Below are 20,514 nucleotides of genomic sequence, written 5' to 3'. Positions count from 1 at the left end.
GCAACCGATCGATATGTCCCTGATCGTACCGGATCGCGCGCGCTTCTGATGTGGCGAAATTATCACAAGCGGCGCTGGACGTGCGTTATGCTTAGTGACAGTTGCGGCAGAATGCGTTCAATGAAAAGTGCCGTCTTTGTTTTTCTCCGCGGTGAAGCAGATTTGCCACGCAAAATAGCCCCACAGCAGCCGTTCGAATTGCCCTCGGTTCCGAAGGTGTCGCAGAGCGCAGTGATCGCTGTCGCGATTTTCCTGGTCGCGCATCTCGCGCTGCTGATCGGCCTGACGGCGCCGGAGAAGTTCGTCTTCGACGAGGTGCATTACGTGCCGGCGGCACGGCAGATGCTGACACCCACGATGTCGCAACCGATGCTCAATCCGATGCATCCGCCGCTGGCCAAGGAGCTGATGGCGGCATCGATCGCCGCCTTCGGCGACAATGCGCTGGGCTGGCGCTATCCGTCGACCTTGTTCGGTGCGCTCGCGATCGTCGCGATCTATCTGTGCGGGCTCGCGCTGTTCTCCGCGCAAGGGCCCGCGATCGCCGCCGCGGCGATCGCGGGCTTCAACCAGATGCTTTACGTGCAGGCGCGCATCGCCATGCTGGACATTTACGCGCTCGGATTCGGCCTGCTCGCGATTGCCGCCTTCATGCACGGCTTTCGAAGAGAGCGCCCGCATGCGTTGTTCGCGCTCGCTGGCGCCTTGTTTGGCCTCGCCGCGACTTGCAAATGGAGCGGCCTGTTTCCGCTCGGCATCTGCATCGTGATGGTTGCGGTGATCCGCCTGATGCAGGGCTGGCACACACTGTTTGCCGACGCGAAGCCGAGCGACTGGTATCGGCCCGATCTCTGGCCCGGTTTTCGGGTGCAGCATGTCGCGCTCTGTTTCGCCGTGCTGCCGGCGCTGACATATCTTGCCGCTTTCGTGCCGCTCTACGGAGCGTCGCTGCCGGATCTGATCGAGGCGCAGCGCCGGATATTCGCCGACAACACCACGACCGCGATCGCCGGCCATACCTATATGAGCGCGTGGCCATCCTGGCCGCTGCTCGCGCGCCCGGTGTGGTTCCTATTCGACAAGACCTCGGAGAACAATGTCTCCGCGATCGTCTTCCTCGGCAATCCGCTGGTCGCGTGGCCGGCGCTGCTCGCGCTCGCCGTCGTGTTGCGCGACTTCATCGTCGCTCGCCGCTGGGATGCGTTCCTGATCGCGACGTTCTATTTCGGCTCCTGGCTCGCCTGGGCCTTGCTGCCGCGCACGCTCGGCTTCCTCTACTATTATCTGCCGGCCGCAACCGTGGCGTCGCTTGCGCTGGTCTATGTGCTGCGACGAGAGGGGCTGCCGCGCTGGCTGCTGTGGGCCTATGTCGGGGTCGCGGCGATCGGCTTTGCGGTGATGCTGCCGATCTCGGCGGCCTTCATCGGCACGTCCATGCAGACGTTCAACCGGTTGATGCTGTTCCAGAGCTGGATATGAAATCGCCGCCTGTCACGATCGGGGCAGGCGGCGTATTTCACGCGGCGATGATTTGAAGTTCACTTGGACAGTTTACTTGGACAATCTACTTGGACGCCGTCGTCTTGGCTTCCATGTTGACGACCTGGACGCGGCGGTTGATCGGGTCGGCGCCGTTGGCGGTGTCCTTCAGCTTGGTCTTGCCATAGCCGACGGTGACGAGCTCTGTGCCGTTGAGACCATAGTTCTGCACCAGGTACTTCTTGATGGTGTCGGCGCGCCGTTCGGAGAGGCCTTGATTGTACTCCTCGCCGCCGATCGCATCGGTGTGGCCGGCGACCACGAAGGTCGAGCCCTTCAGCGACGGATCGGACAGCGCCTTGCCGAGCGCCTGCACCGACGGCACCGACGTCTTGGCGATGTCGGCCGAGTTGTAGTCGAACTGGATCTCCAGATCGATCTTCGGCTTGGTGGCGGCGAGCTCGGCGATCTGCTCGCGCTCGCCCATCGAGAGCGACCGGGTCGAGCGGTTGCGCACCGTGTTCAGGAACGTCGCTTCCTTGGCCTGCGCGGTCGGATCGGCCTGCGGACCGACGGACAGGCCGCGGGTTGCCGGCTTCGGCTTCAGCGCATCCAGAATCTGGTTAGCAGAGACGTTATCCCCGGCGAAAGCCAGGCCGGCCGTCATCGACAGCGCGGCCGTGAGGGTAATCGCCTTCAATCCAAAAAACTTATCAAAACGGGTCATTGTCGCATCCTCGCTGTTACGCCTGATGGCGATTTGATGTTGCGAGCGTAGGGAAGGTTCAACAGCCTCGATGTGATGCGGGTCACATTCCAGACGACCGAAATGACCCGTGCATCCTAGCGCCGGCGCCGATCGGCATCCATGGCATGTCGGGCCAGCGGCGGTGCCCTGCCACCGGGAAGAACCGCCGTCTCATTCGGCATCGACAGCTGAACCGGCTGGACTCGCAGCCCGAGCAGGTACAATCTTTCGGCCATTGTTCGTCACCAGCCGTATTGCCCGCTGCGTCAGCAGCCCGAAAAGCGACCGTCGCAGCGACTCTCAGCTCGGTTCGAGCAGCAGAAATCCCCGAGTGATCCAGATCACAGTGCGTCGTTGTGAACTGGATCAGATTGCTCTCATCGGATCGGCTCAGGCCGAACCGAGAGCAGCGAGGAAGTTTGGATCAGGGGAGAATGATCATGCGCTTCTTGATCGCAGCAATTTCAATCGCAGTATTTCTCGTCAGCGGCAACGCGGCCTTCGCGGACAAGCGCGTCGCCTTCGTGGTCGGCAACGCCGCCTACAAGAATGTCCCGCAGCTTCCCAACCCCGCGATCGATTCCAAGGCGATGGCCAGGGTGCTGCGCAATGTCGGCTTCGACGTCGTCGAGGGCGCCAACCTCACCCGCGATGCCATGACCGCGAAGCTTCTGGAGTTCGGCAAGAAGAGCGAAGGCGCCGACGTCGCTGTGTTCTTCTATGCCGGCCACGGGATTGCCGTGAACGGCGTCAACTACCTGTTGCCGGTCGACGCAGACCTGAAATCCGAGATGGACGTCAAGCTGGGCGCGGCGATCAATGTCGACCTCACGCTCGATCAGACCATGTCTGACGCGAAGGTGAAGCTCGTGTTCCTGGACGCCTGCCGCGACAATCCGTTCGCGGCAAAGATCCGCTCGGCCAAGGCCACCCGCTCCGTCAACGTCCAGACCGGTCTTGCCGAGATGAAGTCGGGCGAGGGTACGCTGATTGCCTTTGCCACCGGCCCCGGCCAGACCGCGCTCGACGGCGAAGCCGGCACCAACAGCCCGTTCACCCGCGCGCTCGTCGCCAACATTGCCCAGCCCGGGATCGAGATCCAGCAGGCGATGACCAAGGTCCGTGCCCAGGTCAGTGACGAGACCAGCAAGGGGCAATTGCCCTGGGGGCACACCAACCTCACGGGCAACGTCTATCTCAATCCGGTCGGCGTGCCGGCTGCGGCCACGACCGATCCGTCGAACGCACCGGTGTTGGCCGCGAGCAAGCAAGGCTCCGACGTCGAGCTCGAGTTCTGGCGCTCGATCAGGGACTCCAACAAGGTCGAGGAGCTCAACGCCTATCTCACCAGCTATCCCAACGGCACGTTCAAATCGATCGCGCTCGCCCGCATCGCGGCGTTGCAGGATGGTCCATCCATCACCACCCGCAACCTCTCGGCCGGGATCGATCCCGCGACCTTTACGGAAGAAGCCAACCAGGTGTCTGAAGACCAGATCGGCCTGGACAAGAACCAGCGCCGCGACGTGCAGCGCCGCCTCACCGGGCTCGGCTTCGACGTCAAGGCGACGGGCAAGTTCGATGATGAGACCCGTTCCGTGATGAGGCGGTGGCAGGCTGCCCGTGTCTATCCTGCGACTGGTTACCTTAACAAGCTCCAGCACAAGGCCCTGCTGTCGGAGATTGTCTCGACCCGCGCGGCCTCCTCCGAACAGGCAGACGACGAGCCGGCGCGTCGCCGGTCCTCCGGCGGTGGCGGCCGGCGCCATTACGGCGGTGGCGGTGCCGGTCCGCCAGGCGGCCCCGGCGGTCTGTTCGGCGGTATGATGGGCGGGTTGTTCGGCCGCCGCTGAGCCGGCAGGCAAGCAACAGGCGGCCCGGCTCGGGCCGCCAATTTGTTCCGGAAACCCTTGCTCACCGATCGTCGCAAAGCCGTCGCGTGATGGCCTGCGTGCGAACAAGAATTCGGCCAGTTGGGCGCCTAGCAGGACTCCGCGTCCAATAACCGCCGAGGAACGGAGCCGAGTTCAGTCCAGTGCCCAGGCCGAGTGATTACCAGTTCTATCGTGGCGGGCCGCCGGATCGGACAGTCTTTCTGAGCTCAATGCCCATCTATGTCGGTGCGGCGATGATCGCGGTGGCGATCCTGCTGTCCACGCTGATCACCGGGCTGAGCAGCCGTTATGTCGGCCTCGACGGTCCGAACGACGAGAACATGTGGCTGGTCGACCGCCTCACCGGCAGCGTCTATCGCTGCCAGGCGGAGGTGCGTGGCAAAGCGTCCTGCGAGCCTGACGTTGCCACCGGCAGCCTCGGTGACCGGCCCAAGGTGCAAAAGAACGGCAATTGAGGCCTTTCACCCTCGCAGCGCAGCCATGGCCAACACCGTTATGAGCAACGGCAAGATGAAGAGCGCCTGCACGCATTACATGAAGGCGCAGAAGGCCATGTCGATGAAGTGAGGCGCGAGGCGCGCACGGTTCGGCCGCGCTGTCAGCAGTTGGCAGCGCGGCTTTTTCTTGAGAAAGCTTCTTTGGCGTCTCTCTTTTTCCTGGCGCGAATCCGGCTACATTGCCTCCTGCAATGTCACGCGCGCCCAAACCCTTTCCGATCCCCACGACACAGGCCCGGCAGATCTGGCTGCATGCCCAGCGGCTGGACGAGCGCGCGCCGTTCGGGGAGGGCGCGCGCGCGGTGGCGGATGCGATCGACCATCTCGGTTATGTGCAGATCGACACCATCAACGTCATCGAGCGCAGCCACCACCACATCCTGTTCAGCCGCATTCCGTCCTACCGGCGTGCCGATCTGCGCCAGGCCCAGAGCGTCGACAGGAGCGTGTTCGAATACTGGACCCATGCGCTGTCCTATGTGCCGGCGAACGATTTTCGCTTCTTCCTGCCGGCGATGCGCGAGCACTGGCGCGAGGGGCACAAATGGTACGCCTCGGTCAAGCCGGCCGATACGCGCAAGGTGATGCGGCTCCTGCGCGCCGGTCCGCTGACGATCCGCGACATCGAGGACGACGTGCTCACCGAGAAGGAGCATCTCTGGCAGAGCCGAAAGCCCTCGAAGCGGGCTTTGCAGCTCGCCTTCTACACCGGCGTCGCGACCGTCAGCGCGCGCCAGGGCATGCTCAAGACCTATGAGCTGATGACGCGGCACTTCGGCTGGGACAAGCTGCCGAAGCCGGCGTCGGCGAGAGACATCACGGCCTATCTGCTCGACCGCGCGCTGCGGTCGCAGGGCTTGGTCAGTCTGGATTCGATCTGCCACCTCGATGCGCCGAGCAAGAAGGCGATCGCTCAGCTGGTCGCCTCACGCATCCGCCGCGGTGAGCTCGTGCCCGTTGCGATCGAGGGCGCCGGCAAGCAGGAGCATTGGGCCGCGCCTGCGGCGCTGGAGCCGGGTGAGGGCGCTTCGCCCGATCTCGTTCACATCCTCTCGCCGTTCGATCCCCTGATCATCCAGCGCAAGCGCACCAATCTGTTCTTCGGCTACAACCACCTGTTCGAAGCCTATGTGCCGAAGGCCAAGCGCAAGCTCGGCTATTTCGCGTTGCCCGTGCTGGTGGGCGATGAGATCGTCGCGGCGCTTGACCTCAAGACCGACCGTCAGGCGAAGAAGCTGTTGATGCAGAAATGGACCTGGGTCGGGCAGGGGAAGAAGACGGCGGGGCGCAAGGAGCTGAAGCGCGTGATCGAGGAGGAGCTCGATCGCTTCGAGCGGTTTCAATTGACAGAGTGAGGGGCGCTCGCCACGGCGTCGGTCCCGTAGGGTGGGCAAAGCGACTTGTCCGCCGTAGCTCGAAGAGCGAAGGCGGAAGCGTGCCCACCATCGTGGTCCGCGAAGGAGAACGGTGGGCACGGCGCTAACGCGCCTTTGCCCACCCTACAAGACCATCAATCCAAACGCCGAACGCAATCCCGACCGCATAGGCCACCAGATTCCACAGCGAGAAGATCCGTCCTAACAGCAGCGCGCCCGCGGTGGTGAGCCGAAACGCATCGAGCCAGGGCGCATGCACCAGCCGGGAGAACTCGACGGCGATCGCGATCGCCACGGCGATGGCTGCAAGTCGGCTCCGCGACATCCCCGGCAGCAAAACCCCGACTAGCAGAAACACCATCGTCGCCCATAGCAGCGAGCCGCCATATTTCACCACGAAGGCGGGAAGCCCAAGCGGAAAGCCGTACCAGCGCAAGGACAGCCCGCAGGCGATCACGACCAGCGCAAGGGCGGCGCGGGTCAGCGACCTCCGTCGCAGCGCAACAGGTTTATCCGGCTGCGCCCCGTGCATTGCTTGCTCCATTGACTCTTTCGCAGCGATGCTGAAAACCCCGGATCAGCCCATAAGAGCAACAACCCCGGGGGGAAGCCTTGAGCCAGACCACGACCTATGCCGGTTCCGCCGGCTCAGCCAAGTCGGAAATCGAGACCTCGACGATCCGTGCCATCTCCTGGCGCCTGATTCCGTTCCTGGTGCTGGCCTACTTCTTCTCCTATCTCGACCGCGTCAATCTCGGCTTCGCCGCGCTGACCATGAACGCGGAGCTGAAGTTCACGCCGCTGATCTTCTCCTGGGGCGCCGGCATCTTCTTCATCGGCTATTTCATTTTCGAGGTGCCGAGCAACCTGGCGCTGGAAAAATTCGGCGCGAGCCGCTGGATCGCCCGCATCATGGTGACCTGGGGCATCATCTCGGCGCTGATGGCGCTGGTCAGCGGCGTGACGAGCTTCTACGTGCTGCGCTTCCTGCTCGGCGTCGCCGAGGCCGGCTTCTTCCCCGGCATCATCCTCTATCTCACCTACTGGTACCCGGCCGAGTATCGCGCCCGCTTCCTCGCCGCCTTCGCCATCGCTGTCCCGGTCTCCACCGTGATCGGCGCGCCGGTCTCGGGCCTGCTGCTCGGGCTCGACGGCGCGATGGGGCTGAAGGGCTGGCAGTGGTTGTTCATCATCGAAGGCATCCCCTCGGTGCTGCTGGGCATCGTCACCTGGTTCTATCTCACCGACAGGCCGGAGAAGGCGGACTGGCTCTCGGCCGATCAGAAGGCCTGGCTCAAGTCCAGGCTCGATTCGGAAATCGCGGCCAAGCAGGCGGTGAAGCATCTGTCGCTCGGCGAGGCGCTGTCGTCGCCGAAGGTGATCATGCTGAGCCTCGTCTATTTCGGCTTCGTCGGCGCGCTCTATGGCATGCAGTTCTGGCTGCCGCAGATCGTCAAGGCGTTCGGCCTCACCAACGCCCAGACCGGCTTCGTCACCGCGATCCCGTATCTGTTCGGCACCATCGCCATGATCCTGTGGGCGCGGCATTCCGATGCGACGCGCGAGCGCGTGATGCATGTCGGCGCGCCGCTGCTGCTCACCGCCGTCGCGCTGGCCGTCTCCTCCTATCTCACCGATCCCACCATGACGATGGTGGTGCTCACCGTCGCGGCGATCGGCGTGTTCTGCTGCTTCGGCGTGTTCTGGACCCTGCCGACCGCCTGGCTCTCCGGCACGGCGGCGGCCGGCGCCATCGCGCTGATCAACTCGATCGGCAACCTCGCCGGCTTCGGCGGTCCCTACCTGATCGGCTGGGTCAAGGAAGCCACCGGCCAGACCTCGACCGGCTTGCTGGTGCTGGCCGTCCTGCCCCTGATCGCCGGCATCCTAGTGTTTGTCGGCGGCCACGAGAGCAAGCACGAGTTCGCCGGGCAGGGGCGTTAGAGCTGCACCCACCACTGCGTAGCCCGGATGGAGCGAAGCGAAATCCGGGAGCGCTCGAGCTACAGCCTGCAGGCCGCGGATTGAGCTGCGCTCCATCCGGGCTAATCTGCACTGGCGCTTCTCTGCGAACCAGCCAGTCCGAGAAACACCAGAATAGCGCGATTGAGACGCAGCAGGTCGTCATCGTCTAGGCGTCCCACTAACGTTCCTACCTTGGCTTTTGGCACTGTAGTAATCTTGTCGACCATAAGTCGAGACGGAGCTCGAAGGCCGTTGCCGTCGTTCGGCTCGACCTTGAGCCGGAAAAGTGGCGCCTCGGTTTCGTCGGTCGTGAAGGCGCAGACAGTGATGGAGTTCGTCGCGTCAAAGCTGTCGTCCTGCACGATGACGACGGGGCGCGGCTTGCCCGCATAGTCCTTGCCGCCTGCCACCGTCCAGACCTCACCTCGCTTCATTCATCGGTCCAATCGGATACGGCATCAATGAAGCCTTGGTCTTCGGATTCATGTGAGCTCGTTGCGACCGCAAGCGATTGGCGATGGGCTTCCGATTGGAAGGAGGGCGAGCGGATATCCGGCACCCAGATCTGGATCGGCCGCAGGCCTTGTGCACGCAATCGATCGCGGTGGGCCTGCACCTTCATACGAGACGGCTTGGGCTTTGAAGGGCTCATATGTATTTCCGTTGGTTACATGTAACCCTATCAAGAAATGGTGCGCGTTGCTAGCGGCACAAGGCTCACCAATCCTTACCGCCCCTTAACGATCACGCTTTCCTGATGACTGACGATTATTGACTTTTATCAGTGATTAGTCGACATTCCTCTCATTGCAGTCGCGGGAGTGTCCTCCGATGTTCGTTCGGTCAGTTTTGTCCAGCTATTCCAAGCTCTTGGCGGGTGTGTCGCTGGCCCTGATGGCCGCCGCGCTGGCCGGGTGCAATGACACCGTCGCTGAAAAGGCCGAGCCGCCACGGCCGGTTCTGGTCGCGACCGCCCATTATGATGCCGAGACGCCGGAGCGCAGCTTTGTCGGCACCGTCAGGCCCCGGATCGAGAGCGATCTCGGTTTCCGCGTGGCCGGCAAGGTTGCCAAGCGCCTGGTCGAGGTCGGCCAGACCGTCGAAATCGGCCAGCCGCTCGCGACCCTCGACGAGGTCGATCTGAAGCTCCAGGCTGAACAGTCCGTCGCCGAGCAGACCGCTGCGACCGGCGTGCTGGCCCAGGCCGCCGCGGCCGAGCAGCGCGCCAAGGATCTGAAGGCCAAGGGCTGGACTACGGATGCGGCGATGGATTCGAGCCGCGCCGCCGCCGATGAGGCCCGCGCGCGTCTGGACCGAGCCGTGCGCTCAGTCGAGCTGACCAAGAATTCTCTTTCCTACGCGACGCTCAACGCCGACGCCCGTGGCGTCGTCACCGCAACGCTGATCGAGCCCGGCCAGGTGGTTGCCGCAGGCCAGACTTCGATCCGTGTCGCCCGCTTTGCCGAGAAGGAAGCGGTCGTCGCGATCCCTGAGACGCTGGTTGGACGTGCCAAGTCGGGCGCCGCCAGCGTCACTCTTTGGTCGGAGCCGGACAAGAAATATGCGGCCAAGCTGCGCGAGATCGCGCCGACGGCCGATCCGTCGACGCGCACCTATCTAGCAAAATTCTCGCTGCCTGAGGCCGACGACAAGGTTTCGCTCGGCATGACCGCGACGCTGACGCTGTCGGATGCCGCGACCGAGCGCGTCGCGCGGCTGCCGCTGTCGGCGCTGTTCAACGAAGGCGGCAAGCCCTCCTTCTACGTCGTCGACGACAATGGCGCCGTCACGCTCAAGCCGGTCGTGGTGAAGTCCTACGAGAGCAACGACGTCATCATCACCAGCGGTGTCGAAGAGGGCGCCAAGATCGTGGCGCTCGGCGTGCAGAAGCTCGATCCGAGCCAGCGGGTGCGGATCGTCTCGTCGCTGTCTTTCTAGAGTTTACGAGTCACGTCGTGTGAGGTGAGTTTCGGCCCAAGCGCAAATGCCGGGGCTGAAGCGGCGAAGCGATCCAGAACCTGCCCAGCCCCCTGGATTGCTTCGCTGCCTCGCGACGACGGTTTGAACAGAGTGGCTGTGGTTTTTTTGCAATTGGACCATCTTTGGAGAGTGCGATGAAGCGCTTCAACCTTTCGGCCTGGGCCGTCAGCCATCCGACGCTGGTCCTGTTCTTGATGATCATACTCGGCGTCGCCGGCTTCTTCTCCTATCAGAAGCTCGGGCGAGCCGAGGATCCGTTCTTCACGGTGAAGGTGGTCAACGTCTCCGTGATCTGGCCGGGCGCGACTGCGCAGGAGATGCAGACGCAGGTCGCCGACCCCATCGAGAAGAAGATCCAGGAGCTGCCCTATTTCGAGAAGGTGCAGACCTATTCCAAGCCGGCCTTCACCGCGCTCCAGGTGACCTTCCGCGATTCCACGCCGCCAAAGGACGTGCCGTATCTCTTCTATCTCTTGCGCAAGAAGCTCGCCGACGTGCAGGGCCAGTTGCCTTCGGGCATTCTGGGACCCGTCGTCAACGACGAGTTCTCCGACGTCGATTCCATCCTCTACATGATGACCGGCGACGGCGCCGACTATGCCCAGCTCAAGAAGGTCTCGGAAGGCTTCCGCCAGCGCCTGTTGAAGGTGCCTGGTGTGACCAAGGTCGACGTCTACGGCAACCAGGACGAGCGCATCTTCGTCGAATTCTCGCACGCCAAGCTCGCCACCCTCGGCATCACGCCGCAGGCCCTGTTCGATTCGCTCGCCAAGCAGAACAACGTCGTGCCCGCCGGCACGGTCGAGACCTCGTCGCAGCGCGTGCCGCTGCGCGTTACCGGCGCGCTCGATGGCGCCAAGGCCGTCGCCGAGACGCCGGTCGAGAGCAACGGCCGCGTGTTCCGTTTGGGTGATATCGCCACCGTCACCCACGGCTATGTCGACCCGCCGAGCTTCATCGTGCGCCAGGAAGGCAAGGCCGCGATCGGTATCGGTGTCGTCACCGCCAAGGGCGCCAACATCCTCGATCTCGGCAAGGAGGTCGAGAAGGCCACCGCCGAGTTCATGAAGGCGGTGCCGCAAGGCATCGACGTCAAGCTCATCGCCGACCAGCCCAAGGTGGTCGAGCACGCCGTCGGCGAGTTCGTGCACTCCTTCATGGAAGCGCTCGTCATCGTGCTGTTCGTGTCGTTCCTGGCGCTCGGCTGGCGCACCGGCATCGTGGTCGCGCTGTCGGTGCCGCTGGTGCTCGGCATCGTCTTCGTCGTCATGAACACGATGTCGCTCGATCTGCACCGCATCACGCTCGGCGCGCTGATCATCGCGCTCGGCCTGCTGGTGGATGACGCGATCATCGCGGTCGAGATGATGGTGGTGAAGATGGAGCAGGGCTGGGACCGTTTCCGCGCGGCCTCCTTTGCCTGGGAATCCACTGCGTTTCCGATGCTCACGGGAACGCTGGTCACGGCCGCTGGCTTCCTCCCCATCGGCTTTGCCAATTCCGCGGTCGGCGAATATGCCGGCAGCATCTTCTGGATCGTGGCGATCGCGCTGGTCGCGTCCTGGTTCGTGGCGGTGATCTTCACGCCCTATATCGGCGTCATGTTGCTGCCCAACATCAAGGTGCACCACAATCACGATCCGCACGCGGTCTACGAGACCCGCATGTACCGCGGCCTGCGCGCCATCGTGCAATGGTGCGTCAACCACCGCATCACCGTGGTGGCCGCGACCGTCGGCGTCTTCATCGCCTCGATCGTCGGCTTCGGCCATGTCCAGCAGCAGTTTTTCCCGCTGTCGGAGCGGCCCGAGCTGTTCCTCCAGCTCCGCCTGCCCGAGGGCACCGCCTTCAACGTCACCGAGAAGGCGGTGAAGAAGGCCGAGACGCTGCTCAAGGACGACAAGGACATCGAGACCTATACGTCCTATGTCGGCCAGGGCTCGCCGCGCTTCTGGCTCGGCCTCAATCCGCAGCTTCCGAACGAGGCCTTTGCCGAGATCGTCATCGTCGCCAAGGGCGTCGAGGCGCGCGAGCGCATCAAGGCCAAGATCGAGAACGCGGCTGCGGAGGGCATGCTGACCGAGGCGCGCGTGCGCGTCGACCGCTTCAACTTCGGTCCGCCGGTCGGCTTCCCCGTCCAGTTCCGCGTGATCGGCCCCGACGCTAACAAGGTGCGCGAGATCGCCTATCAGGTCCGCGACGTCATGCGGCAGAACAAGAGCGTCAAGGACGTCCAGCTCGACTGGAACGAGCAGTCGCCCTACCTCAAGCTCGTCGTCGACCAGGATCGTGCCCGCGCCATGGGCCTGACCCCGCAGGACGTCTCGCAGGCGCTGTCGATGCTGATCTCGGGCGCGCAGGTCACGACCATACGCGACGGCATCGAGAAGGTGGCCGTGGTTGCTCGTGCGGTCCCGTCCGAACGTCTCGATCTCGGCGGCGTCGGCGATCTGACCATCACCTCGAAGAACGGCGTCGCCGTGCCGCTCCAGCAGATCGCCAAGATCGAGTATGCCCATGAGGAGCCGATCATGTGGCGGCGTAACCGCGACATGGCGATCACCGTGCGCTCCGACGTCGTCGACGGCGTGCAGGCGCCCGACGTCACGAGCCAGATCACGCCGAAGCTGAAGGCGATCAAGGACAATCTCGAGCCGGCCTACCGCATCGAGCCGGGTGGGGCGTTCGAGGAATCCGCCAAGGGCAACGCCTCGATCTTCATCCTCTTCCCGTTGATGGTCATGGTGATGCTGACGCTGCTGATGTTCCAGCTGCAGAGCTTCTCGCGCCTGATCCTGGTGTTCCTCACCGCGCCGCTCGGCATCGTCGGTGCCTCGTTCGGCCTCAACGTCGCCAATGCCCCGTTCGGCTTCGTGGCGCTGCTCGGCCTGATCGCGCTCGCCGGCATGATCATGCGCAACACCGTCATCCTGGTCGACCAGATCGAGACCGACGTTTCCCACGGCCTGACCCGCCGCGAGGCGATCGTGGAGGCAACCGTCCGCCGCGCCCGGCCGGTGGTGCTGACGGCGCTCGCCGCGATCCTGGCCATGATCCCGTTGTCGCGCTCGGCCTTCTGGGGCCCGATGGCGATCACGATCATGGGAGGCCTGTTCGTCGCGACCTTCCTGACGCTGCTGTACCTGCCGGGCCTCTACGCCCTGTGGTTCAGGAAGAGCCTGGACGAGGCGGGCACCCCCGAGCAGCCTGCCGCGCCGCAGCATGGGAGCGATGACCAGCACGCAATTCCGCTTGCTGAAGCGGCTGAATAAATGAGAAGACTGCTGATGGACGAGTCCTGACACATGACACTGGTTGCGGAACATATCGAAGGCGACACCCGGGATCGTATCCTCGAGGTGGCTGAGCGGCTGTTCCGCCAGATCGGTTACCAGAAGACCACGGTCGGGGACATCGCCAAGGAGCTCAGGATGAGCCCCGCCAATGTCTATCGCTTCTTCGAATCGAAGAAGGCGATCCACCAGTCGGTGGCGCGGGCCTTGATGGGCGAGGTCGAGATCGAAGCGCAGCGGATCGTGGCGAGGCCTGGTCCGGTGCTCCCGCGCTTCCGCGAGCTGCTCACCACCATCCACCGCATGAACACCGAGCGCTATGTCGGTGATAACAAGCTGCATGAGATGGTCGAGATCGCGATGCAGGAGGACTGGGACGTCTGCGTCGCCCATATGGAGTGCATTGCTGGCGTCATCGGCCAGGTGATCGCGCAGGGTACCGCGTCCGGCGAGTTCGAGGCGCCGGACCTGCAACTGGCCTCGATGTGCGCCTGCACCGCGATGATGCGCTTCTTCCACCCCCAGATGATCGCCCAGTGCGCCACCAAGCCGGGCCCGACCATCGACCAGATGATCGATTTCGTCATCGCCGGTCTGTCCCCGCGCCACTGACGGGCGCTGGAATTTCCCCTATAAACTGCTTAGCGCCGCCCTTAACGGGTGGATGGCGGGCAATGACGAAAAGGAAGCAGCGCGTGACCGACAAAGACCTCTACTTCTACGAGCCCTCCAAGGGCCACGGCCTCAAGCACGATCCCTTCAACGCCATCATCGCGCCGCGGCCGATCGGCTGGATCTCCTCCCGCGACACCAAGGGCCACGTCAACCTCGCGCCCTACAGCTTTTTCAACGCCTTTTGCTACGTGCCGCCGATCATCGGCTTCTCCTCCACCAACTGGAAGGACACGGTCTCGAACATGGAGCAGACCCGGGAGTTCGTCTGGAATCTGACGACCATGGATCTCGCCAAGCACATGAACGCGACCGCCGCGCATGTCGGCCCCGAGGTCGACGAGTTCAAGCTCGCAGGGCTGACCGCCGTCCCCGGCAAGCTCGTCAACGTGCCGCGCGTGGCCGAGAGCCCGGTTGCCTTCGAGTGCAAGGTGTCTGACATCGTCCGCCTCAAGGGCGCCGACGGCAAGGAGGCCGACGCCTGGCTGACGCTGGGCGAGGTCGTCGCCGTCCATATCGACAAGGCCATGATCAAGGACGGCGTCTACCAGACCGCCGCCGCCCACCCCATCGTCCGCGCCGGCCGTCGCGGCGACTATTTCGAGATCAAGCCGGAAAACATGTTCGAGATGGTGCGGCCGGACTGATCTGATCCAGGTTAAGCCACTCTCTCCGCATCGTCATTCCGGGGCGCGCCGTCAGGCGCGAGCCCGGAATCCATACTCCCGATGGTGGTTATGGATTCCGGGCTCGACGCTTGCGCGTCGCCCCGGAATGACGACGGGGCATTCAGCCCGATTCGCCTCCCCGGAACTGCCCCCACGCCCCGACCGTTATGGCCTCCGGGGCGGCCGCCCGGCCGCGTCAATTCGCGTCTTTTTGCTCGCGAAGTGTTCACTTACCCCGGCCACTTTCCGCTAAAATGCCGATAACCGCGCCGATGCATGAGGTCAGCCATGAGCTTCCGCCGCGACACCATCACAAAGCCGATCTTCTCCTGGGCGCGCGGCGTGCTGCCAGCGATGTCCGACACCGAGCGCGAGGCGCTGGAGGCCGGTGACGTCTGGTGGGATGCCGATCTCTTCACCGGCGACCCCGATTGGTCGAAGTTGCTGAAGGTGCCTCAGGCGACGCTCACCCCCGAGGAGCAGGCCTTTCTCAACGGCCCGGTCGACGCGCTCTGCGCCATGCTCGACGAGTGGAAGATCTTCTGGGAATGGCGTGACCTGCCGCCAGACGTCTGGCACTTCGTCAAGCGTGAGAAATTCTTCGGCATGATCATTCCGAAGGAATTCGGTGGTCTCGGCTTCTCGCCCTATGCCCATTCGGAAGTGGTGCGCAAGATCTCGACCCGTTCGATCGCCGCGGCCGTCACCGTGATGGTGCCGAACTCGCTCGGGCCGGGCGAGCTCCTGATGCGCTTCGGCACGAAAGAGCAGCAGGAGCGCTGGTTGCCGCGCCTCGCCGACGGCCGCGACATTCCCTGCTTCGGCCTGACCAGCCCCGAAGCCGGCTCCGACGCCGCCTCGATGGTCGACACCGGCATCATCTGCAAGGGCGATTTCGAGGGCAGCGAGGTCATTGGCCTCAGGCTCAACTGGCACAAGCGCTACATCACGCTCGGCCCGGTCGCGACGCTGCTGGGCCTCGCCTTCAAGGCCTATGACCCCGACCACCTCGTGGGCAGCCAGGAAGAGCTTGGCATCACCGTCGCGCTGATCCCGACCAATCTGCCGGGCGTCAAGATCGGCCATCGTCATCTGCCGTCGATGCAGGTGTTCCAGAATGGCCCGAACTGGGGCCGCGACGTCTTCATCCCGCTCGACTACGTCATCGGCGGCAAGGAGAGACTCGGGCAGGGCTGGAAGATGCTGATGACCGCGCTCGCCGCCGGCCGCGGCATTTCTCTTCCATCGTTGTCGGCGGCCGGCGCCGCCTATGCCGCCCGTACCACCGGCGCCTATGCCCGCATCCGCGAGCAGTTCGGCATCTCTATCTCCAAATTCGAGGGCGTCGAGGAGCCGCTCGCGCGTATCGTCGCCACCGCCTACCAGCTCGACGCGGCGCGCCGGCTGACCTGCGCGGCGCTGAATGCCGGCATCCATCCCGCCGTCATCTCCGGCATCATGAAGCTGCACGCGACCGAGCGGATGCGCACGGCGGTCGACGACGCCATGGACATCCATGGCGGCAAGGCCGTGATCGACGGTCCGCAAAACTATCTCGGCAATCTGCACCGCGCCGTGCCTGTCGGTATCACGGTCGAGGGCGCCAACATCCTGACCCGCAACCTCATCGTGTTCGGGCAGGGTGCCATCCGCGCGCATCCCTATCTGCTTGACGAGATGAATGCGCTTGCGGACGCCGATCGCGAACGCGGGCTCACCGCCTTTGACAAGGCGTTCTGGAAACATGCCGGCCACAGCTTCCAGACGCTGTTGCGTGCGTTCGGCCGGAGCTGGAGCTTCGGCGCCTTCGCGCTTGCGCCGGATGCGGGCGATGCCACGCCATTCTATCGCCAGCTCGCGCGCTACTCCGCGGCCTTCGCGCTCTGCGCCGACATGGCGCTGCTCACGCTCGGCGGCGCGCTCAAGCGCAAGGAGATGCTGTCGGCGAGGTTCGGCGACATCCTCTCCGAGCTCTATCTGCTCTCGGCCGCGCTGAAACGCTGGCAGGACGAGGGCCGGCAGAAGGAGGACTTCGCTGCGCTGGAATGGTGCATGGCGACCGGCTTCAAGACCATCGAGAACCGGCTTGCTGAGATCCTCGCCAATCTGCCCAATCGTTTTGTCGCTGTCATCCTCAAGCTCGTGGTCCAGCCCTTCGGCGCGCGGGTGCTCGGCCCGTCTGACCGTGTCGTGCACCAGTGCGCCAGCCTCGTGCTGGAGCCGTCGGCGGCGCGCGAGCGCCTCACGCCGGATCTCGCTTATGTCGATGACGACGGCGGCTTTGCCCGGCTGGAGCGCGCGTTCAAGCTCGTTGCGGCCACCGATGCCATCGCCAAGCGCATGCGCGCCGCGCACATCCGCGACTGGAAGGACGCCGTCACCAAGGGCGTGATCACGCAGGCCGAAGGCGAGCAGCTTGCGGCCGCTCATGAAGCCGTCACAAAAGTGATCGAGGTCGACGATTTTGCGCCCGAAGCGCTGTCGCCGATTTACAAGAAAACCGGAGATGTGCATCAGTTCTTCCAGGAACTCGGTGAACAGAGGGCGGCGAGCTGATGGCACGACCGGTTTTCATCGTCGACGGCAGCCGGACGCCGTTTCTCAAAGCGCGTTCGGGGCCGGGGCCGTTCACGCCAGTCGATCTCGCCGTGCAATGCGGCCGGCCGCTGCTGGCACGCCAGCCGTTTTCACCCGATGATTTCGACCGGGTCATCCTCGGTTGCGTCAACGTGATCGCGGACGAGATGAACCCGGCCCGCGTCGCCGCGCTCCGGCTCGGCATGGGCGAGGACATGGTCGCCTTCACCGTGCAGATCAATTGCGGCTCCGGCATGCAGTCGATCGACACGGCCTACCGCTACATCCGCGAGGGTCATGCCGACATGGTCCTCGCCGGCGGCACCGAGGCGCTGAGCCACGCGCCGCTGGTCTGGCCGAATTCCGGTGTGCGCTGGTTCGCCGGCCTTGCCACCGCCAAGGGTATGGCCGCGAAGCTCGCTGCCGCCTTCAAGCTGCGGCCGCGCTACCTCAAGCCGATCATCGGCCTGGAGCGCGGGCTGACCGATCCCATCACCGACTTGAACATGGGCCAGACCGCCGAGGTCGTCGGCCATCTCTTCGGCATCACGCGGGCACAGTCCGACGCTTATGCCGCCGAGAGTCATCGCCGGCTCGCGCATGCGCAGGCCGAAGGTTTTCTCAAGGGCGAGGTCGAGACAGCGTTCTCCCGCGACGGAAAATTCTTCGACCATGACGACGGCGTGCGGCCGGACTCGACGGCCGAGACGCTCGCAAAGCTGCGGCCGGTGTTCGAACGCCCTTGGGGCCAGGTCACCGCCGGCAATTCGTCGCAGATCACCGACGGTGCCTCCTGGGTGATCCTCGCCTCCGACGCGGCGGTCGCAAAGCACAGACTGACGCCGAAGGCTGTCATCGTCGACAGCCACTGGGCGGCGCTCGATCCCAGCATCATGGGACTGGGACCCGTGATGTCGGCGACGCCGCTGCTTCACCGCAACGACCTCACCGTCAAGGACGTCGAAACCTGGGAGCTGAACGAGGCTTTTGCGACGCAGGTGCTCGGCTGTCTCGCCGCCTGGAACGACGACAAATTCTGTCGCGAGATCCTGGGCCTCGACGGCGCGGCCGGCGAGATCGACCGTGACAGGCTCAACGTCGATGGCGGTGCCATCTCGCTCGGCCATCCCGTCGGCACCTCCGGCAACCGCATCGTGCTGCATCTCGTCAATGCGATGAAGCGGCTCGGCACGCGCCGCGGCGTTGCGACCGAATGCATCGGCGGCGGGCTCGGCGGCGCCATGCTGATCGAGGCGGTGTGACCATGGATTCCAGGATCATGACCGCGCTCGGCGACCGCGTGCTGGAGCTTGGGCCCAGGCCCGCGACCGACTGCCCCTACAAGCACTTCAAGCTGACGCGCGATGCCGACGGCGTCGCCTGGCTGCTGTTCGACCGCGCAGATGCCAGCGCCAACACGCTGTCCGCGGACGTGATGGAGGAGTTCGATGCCGTGCTCGCGGCGATCGAGACCGAGCGCCCCGCCGGCCTCGTGATCCGCTCGGCAAAGCCGTCCGGCTTCATTGCCGGCGCCGACGTCAACGAATTCCGCGGCGCCAGCGATCCCGAGATGGTCGAGACACGCATCCGCGCGGCGCATGCGGTGGTCGATCATCTGGAGGCGCTGAAGCTGCCGACGGTCGCGGTCATCCACGGCTTCTGCCTCGGCGGCGGGCTGGAGGTCGCGCTGGCCTGCCAGTCGCGCATTGCGATCGACGGCGCGCGCTTCGGCTTCCCGGAGGTGATGCTCGGCCTGCATCCCGGCCTCGGCGGCACCGCGCGCTTCACCGCGCTGGTGAACCCGACGCAGTCGATGGCGCTGATGCTGACCGGCCGCACCATCGATGCGCGCCGCGCCAGATCGCTCGGCCTCGTCGATACCGTGACGCAGGAGCGGCACGTCCGCAACGCGGTGAAGGATGCGCTGTTCGGCCGCTTGAAGCGGGCGCGTCCGGGCCTTCTGACTCACGCGGCCAATTTCGGTCCCGTGCGCGGGCTGCTGGCCAGGCGCATGCGCTCGGAGGCGGCGAAGGCCGCGCGCCGCGAGCATTATCCGGCGCCTTACGCGCTGATCGATCTCTGGGAGACCCATGGCGGCAGCAAGGCCGCGATGCTGAAGGCCGAGCAGGCCTCGTTCGCCAGGCTGATGGTGACGCCGACCGCGCAGAATTTGATCCGCGTGTTCTTCCTGCGCGAGCAGATGAAGAAGACGGCCGGCGGCGGCAACACGATCAAGCACGTCCATGTCATCGGCGCCGGCGCCATGGGTGGTGATATCGCGGCGTGGTGTGCGGGGCAGGGGCTGCGCGTCTCGCTCGCGGACATGAAGCCGGAGCCGGTCGCCGGCGCGGTGAAGCGCGCGGCCGAGCTTTACGGCAAGATCATTCGCAGGCCGACCGAGGTGCGCGATGCGCTTGATCGTCTGATCCCCGACATGGACGGCGAGGGCGTTCGCAACGCCGATCTGATCATCGAGGCGGTGCCGGAAAAGCTCGAGCTGAAGCAGAAGGTCTATGCGGGCCTCGAGCCGAAGATGAAGCCGGGCGCGATCCTTGCGACCAACACGTCGAGCATTCCGCTCCAGGATCTGCGCACCACGCTGGCGCGGCCCGATCGTCTCGTCGGCCTGCACTTCTTCAACCCGGTGTCGCGGCTGCAGCTGGTCGAAGTCGTCAGCCATGACGGCAACGACGCGCGGGTGCTGAAGGAGGCGCTCGCCTTCGTCGGCGCGATCGACCGTCTGCCGCTCTCCGTGAAGAGCTCGCCCGGCTTCCTCGTCAACCGTGCGCTGACGCCCTACATGCTGGAGGCGATGGTGATGCTGGATGAGAGGATCGACCAGCGCCTGATCGACGCGGCGGCCGAGCAGTTCGGCATGCCGATGGGGCCGATCGAGCTCGCCGACCAGGTCGGGCTCGACATCTGCCTCGACGTCGGTGACATGCTGCGGACCAAGTTCGGCGATCTGCTCCCGCCGACGCCGGCTTGGCTGCGCGAGAAGGTCGCCAAGGGCGAGCTCGGCCGCAAGACGGGCAAGGGATTCTACACCTGGAAGGACGGCAAGGCGGAGAAGGCGCCGTTGCCCGAGACCGGCCCGCGCGTCACCGACCCGATGATCGACCGCCTGGTGCTGCCGATGTCCAATGTCTGCGTCGCGGCACTCCGCGAAGGTATCGTCGACGATGCCGATGCGGTCGACGGCGCCATGATCTTCGGCACTGGATATGCACCGTTCCGCGGCGGTCCGCTGAACTACGCGCGCACGCGCGGCGTGGAAAATGTCGTATCCACCCTGCGCGCGCTGGCCGAGCGATTCGGCGGGCGCTTTGCGCCCGATCCGGGCTGGGACAATTTTAGGTGAGAC

The 20,514-nt window shown here is 64.6% G+C and carries 16 protein-coding genes; 12 read left to right on the top strand and 4 right to left on the bottom strand.

The window, feature by feature from the left end:
• Positions 1 to 48: 48 nt before the first annotated feature.
• On the top strand, positions 49 to 1,479 hold the full coding sequence (locus AB7Z56_RS35070; RefSeq protein WP_187387798.1) for a phospholipid carrier-dependent glycosyltransferase: 1,431 nt from the start codon (positions 49 to 51) through the stop codon (positions 1,477 to 1,479).
• Positions 1,480 to 1,564: 85 nt separating this feature from the next.
• Here the strand turns inward: AB7Z56_RS35070 and AB7Z56_RS35065 are convergent, their stop codons facing one another.
• Positions 1,565 to 2,206, bottom strand: a complete 642-nt coding sequence (locus AB7Z56_RS35065) for an OmpA family protein (RefSeq protein WP_063985205.1) — start codon at positions 2,204 to 2,206, stop codon at positions 1,565 to 1,567.
• Positions 2,207 to 2,667: 461 nt separating this feature from the next.
• Between AB7Z56_RS35065 and AB7Z56_RS35060 the strand changes: the two genes are divergently transcribed.
• From AB7Z56_RS35060 to AB7Z56_RS35050, 3 genes are all read left to right on the top strand, one after another.
• Positions 2,668 to 4,080 (top strand): caspase family protein, encoded by a 1,413-nt coding sequence (locus AB7Z56_RS35060; RefSeq protein WP_063986640.1) that lies wholly within the window; start codon positions 2,668 to 2,670, stop codon positions 4,078 to 4,080.
• Positions 4,081 to 4,331: 251 nt separating this feature from the next.
• Positions 4,332 to 4,577, top strand: coding sequence for a hypothetical protein (locus tag AB7Z56_RS35055; protein ID WP_063985204.1), 246 nt, complete (start codon positions 4,332 to 4,334; stop codon positions 4,575 to 4,577).
• A 233-nt stretch (positions 4,578 to 4,810) separates the two neighbouring features.
• Positions 4,811 to 5,974 carry a winged helix-turn-helix domain-containing protein gene (locus AB7Z56_RS35050; RefSeq protein WP_441256748.1) on the top strand — a complete coding sequence of 388 codons (1,164 nt, stop codon included), beginning with the start codon at positions 4,811 to 4,813 and terminating at the stop codon, positions 5,972 to 5,974.
• A 124-nt stretch (positions 5,975 to 6,098) separates the two neighbouring features.
• On the opposite strand, the gene AB7Z56_RS35045 is transcribed toward AB7Z56_RS35050, so the two are convergent.
• Positions 6,099 to 6,527, bottom strand: a complete 429-nt coding sequence (locus AB7Z56_RS35045; protein WP_063985202.1) for a ribosomal maturation YjgA family protein — start codon at positions 6,525 to 6,527, stop codon at positions 6,099 to 6,101.
• An 80-nt stretch (positions 6,528 to 6,607) separates the two neighbouring features.
• On the opposite strand from AB7Z56_RS35045, the gene AB7Z56_RS35040 reads away from it, so the two are divergent.
• Positions 6,608 to 7,939 (top strand): MFS transporter, encoded by a 1,332-nt coding sequence (locus tag AB7Z56_RS35040; RefSeq protein ID WP_063985201.1) that lies wholly within the window; start codon positions 6,608 to 6,610, stop codon positions 7,937 to 7,939.
• Between the two features lie 101 nt (positions 7,940 to 8,040).
• Here the strand turns inward: AB7Z56_RS35040 and AB7Z56_RS35035 are convergent, their stop codons facing one another.
• Together AB7Z56_RS35035 and AB7Z56_RS35030 are read right to left on the bottom strand one after the other, a co-directional pair.
• Positions 8,041 to 8,394, bottom strand: a complete 354-nt coding sequence (locus AB7Z56_RS35035; protein WP_063985200.1) for a type II toxin-antitoxin system PemK/MazF family toxin — start codon at positions 8,392 to 8,394, stop codon at positions 8,041 to 8,043.
• The gene (locus AB7Z56_RS35030; RefSeq protein ID WP_063985199.1) at positions 8,391 to 8,612 is read right to left on the bottom strand and encodes an antitoxin MazE family protein; all 222 of its coding nucleotides are present in this window, start codon (positions 8,610 to 8,612) and stop codon (positions 8,391 to 8,393) included. The genes AB7Z56_RS35035 and AB7Z56_RS35030 overlap by 4 nt, the downstream gene beginning before the upstream one ends.
• Positions 8,613 to 8,791: 179 nt before the next feature.
• Here AB7Z56_RS35030 and AB7Z56_RS35025 point away from each other — a divergent pair, with 179 nt between their 5' ends.
• The 7 genes from AB7Z56_RS35025 (at position 8,792) to AB7Z56_RS34995 (ending at position 20,511) form a co-directional block, all read left to right on the top strand.
• Positions 8,792 to 9,898 carry an efflux RND transporter periplasmic adaptor subunit gene (locus AB7Z56_RS35025; protein WP_028148596.1) on the top strand — a complete coding sequence of 369 codons (1,107 nt, stop codon included), beginning with the start codon at positions 8,792 to 8,794 and terminating at the stop codon, positions 9,896 to 9,898.
• Between the two features lie 176 nt (positions 9,899 to 10,074).
• Positions 10,075 to 13,212 (top strand): efflux RND transporter permease subunit, encoded by a 3,138-nt coding sequence (locus tag AB7Z56_RS35020; RefSeq protein ID WP_063985198.1) that lies wholly within the window; start codon positions 10,075 to 10,077, stop codon positions 13,210 to 13,212.
• Positions 13,213 to 13,245: 33 nt separating this feature from the next.
• Complete coding sequence (locus tag AB7Z56_RS35015) at positions 13,246 to 13,845, top strand: TetR/AcrR family transcriptional regulator (RefSeq protein WP_063985197.1); 600 nt, start codon at positions 13,246 to 13,248, stop codon at positions 13,843 to 13,845.
• A gap of 83 nt (positions 13,846 to 13,928) precedes the next feature.
• Complete coding sequence (locus tag AB7Z56_RS35010) at positions 13,929 to 14,552, top strand: flavin reductase family protein (RefSeq protein ID WP_231144341.1); 624 nt, start codon at positions 13,929 to 13,931, stop codon at positions 14,550 to 14,552.
• 309 nt (positions 14,553 to 14,861) lie between these two features.
• On the top strand, positions 14,862 to 17,129 hold the full coding sequence (locus AB7Z56_RS35005; protein WP_231144342.1) for an acyl-CoA dehydrogenase: 2,268 nt from the start codon (positions 14,862 to 14,864) through the stop codon (positions 17,127 to 17,129).
• Positions 17,129 to 18,412 (top strand): acetyl-CoA C-acetyltransferase, encoded by a 1,284-nt coding sequence (locus AB7Z56_RS35000; protein ID WP_063985195.1) that lies wholly within the window; start codon positions 17,129 to 17,131, stop codon positions 18,410 to 18,412. The genes AB7Z56_RS35005 and AB7Z56_RS35000 overlap by 1 nt, the downstream gene beginning before the upstream one ends.
• 2 nt (positions 18,413 to 18,414) lie before the next feature.
• On the top strand, positions 18,415 to 20,511 hold the full coding sequence (locus AB7Z56_RS34995) for a 3-hydroxyacyl-CoA dehydrogenase NAD-binding domain-containing protein (protein ID WP_063985194.1): 2,097 nt from the start codon (positions 18,415 to 18,417) through the stop codon (positions 20,509 to 20,511).
• Positions 20,512 to 20,514: the final 3 nt, after the last annotated feature.

The organism is Bradyrhizobium sp. 482_C4_N1_8 (assembly GCF_052075965.1).
GTDB classification, from domain to species: Bacteria; Pseudomonadota; Alphaproteobacteria; order Rhizobiales; family Xanthobacteraceae; genus Bradyrhizobium; species Bradyrhizobium barranii.
This window is presented reverse-complemented; position numbering and strand designations above follow the sequence as displayed.

What these genes read in the sequence shown, in the direction of transcription:
- AB7Z56_RS35070 (WP_187387798.1), top strand. Translation starts at nt 49, where the DNA reads ATGTGGCGAAATTATCACAAGCGGCGCTGGACGTGCGTTATGCTTAGT.
- AB7Z56_RS35065 (WP_063985205.1), bottom strand. Translation starts at nt 2,206, where the DNA reads ATGACCCGTTTTGATAAGTTTTTTGGATTGAAGGCGATTACCCTCACG.
- AB7Z56_RS35060 (WP_063986640.1), top strand. Translation starts at nt 2,668, where the DNA reads ATGCGCTTCTTGATCGCAGCAATTTCAATCGCAGTATTTCTCGTCAGC.
- AB7Z56_RS35055 (WP_063985204.1), top strand. Translation starts at nt 4,332, where the DNA reads ATGCCCATCTATGTCGGTGCGGCGATGATCGCGGTGGCGATCCTGCTG.
- AB7Z56_RS35050 (WP_441256748.1), top strand. Translation starts at nt 4,811, where the DNA reads ATGTCACGCGCGCCCAAACCCTTTCCGATCCCCACGACACAGGCCCGG.
- AB7Z56_RS35045 (WP_063985202.1), bottom strand. Translation starts at nt 6,527, where the DNA reads ATGCACGGGGCGCAGCCGGATAAACCTGTTGCGCTGCGACGGAGGTCG.
- AB7Z56_RS35035 (WP_063985200.1), bottom strand. Translation starts at nt 8,394, where the DNA reads ATGAAGCGAGGTGAGGTCTGGACGGTGGCAGGCGGCAAGGACTATGCG.
- AB7Z56_RS35030 (WP_063985199.1), bottom strand. Translation starts at nt 8,612, where the DNA reads ATGAGCCCTTCAAAGCCCAAGCCGTCTCGTATGAAGGTGCAGGCCCAC.
- AB7Z56_RS35025 (WP_028148596.1), top strand. Translation starts at nt 8,792, where the DNA reads ATGTTCGTTCGGTCAGTTTTGTCCAGCTATTCCAAGCTCTTGGCGGGT.
- AB7Z56_RS35020 (WP_063985198.1), top strand. Translation starts at nt 10,075, where the DNA reads ATGAAGCGCTTCAACCTTTCGGCCTGGGCCGTCAGCCATCCGACGCTG.
- AB7Z56_RS35015 (WP_063985197.1), top strand. Translation starts at nt 13,246, where the DNA reads ATGACACTGGTTGCGGAACATATCGAAGGCGACACCCGGGATCGTATC.
- AB7Z56_RS35005 (WP_231144342.1), top strand. Translation starts at nt 14,862, where the DNA reads ATGAGCTTCCGCCGCGACACCATCACAAAGCCGATCTTCTCCTGGGCG.
- AB7Z56_RS35000 (WP_063985195.1), top strand. Translation starts at nt 17,129, where the DNA reads ATGGCACGACCGGTTTTCATCGTCGACGGCAGCCGGACGCCGTTTCTC.
- AB7Z56_RS34995 (WP_063985194.1), top strand. Translation starts at nt 18,415, where the DNA reads ATGGATTCCAGGATCATGACCGCGCTCGGCGACCGCGTGCTGGAGCTT.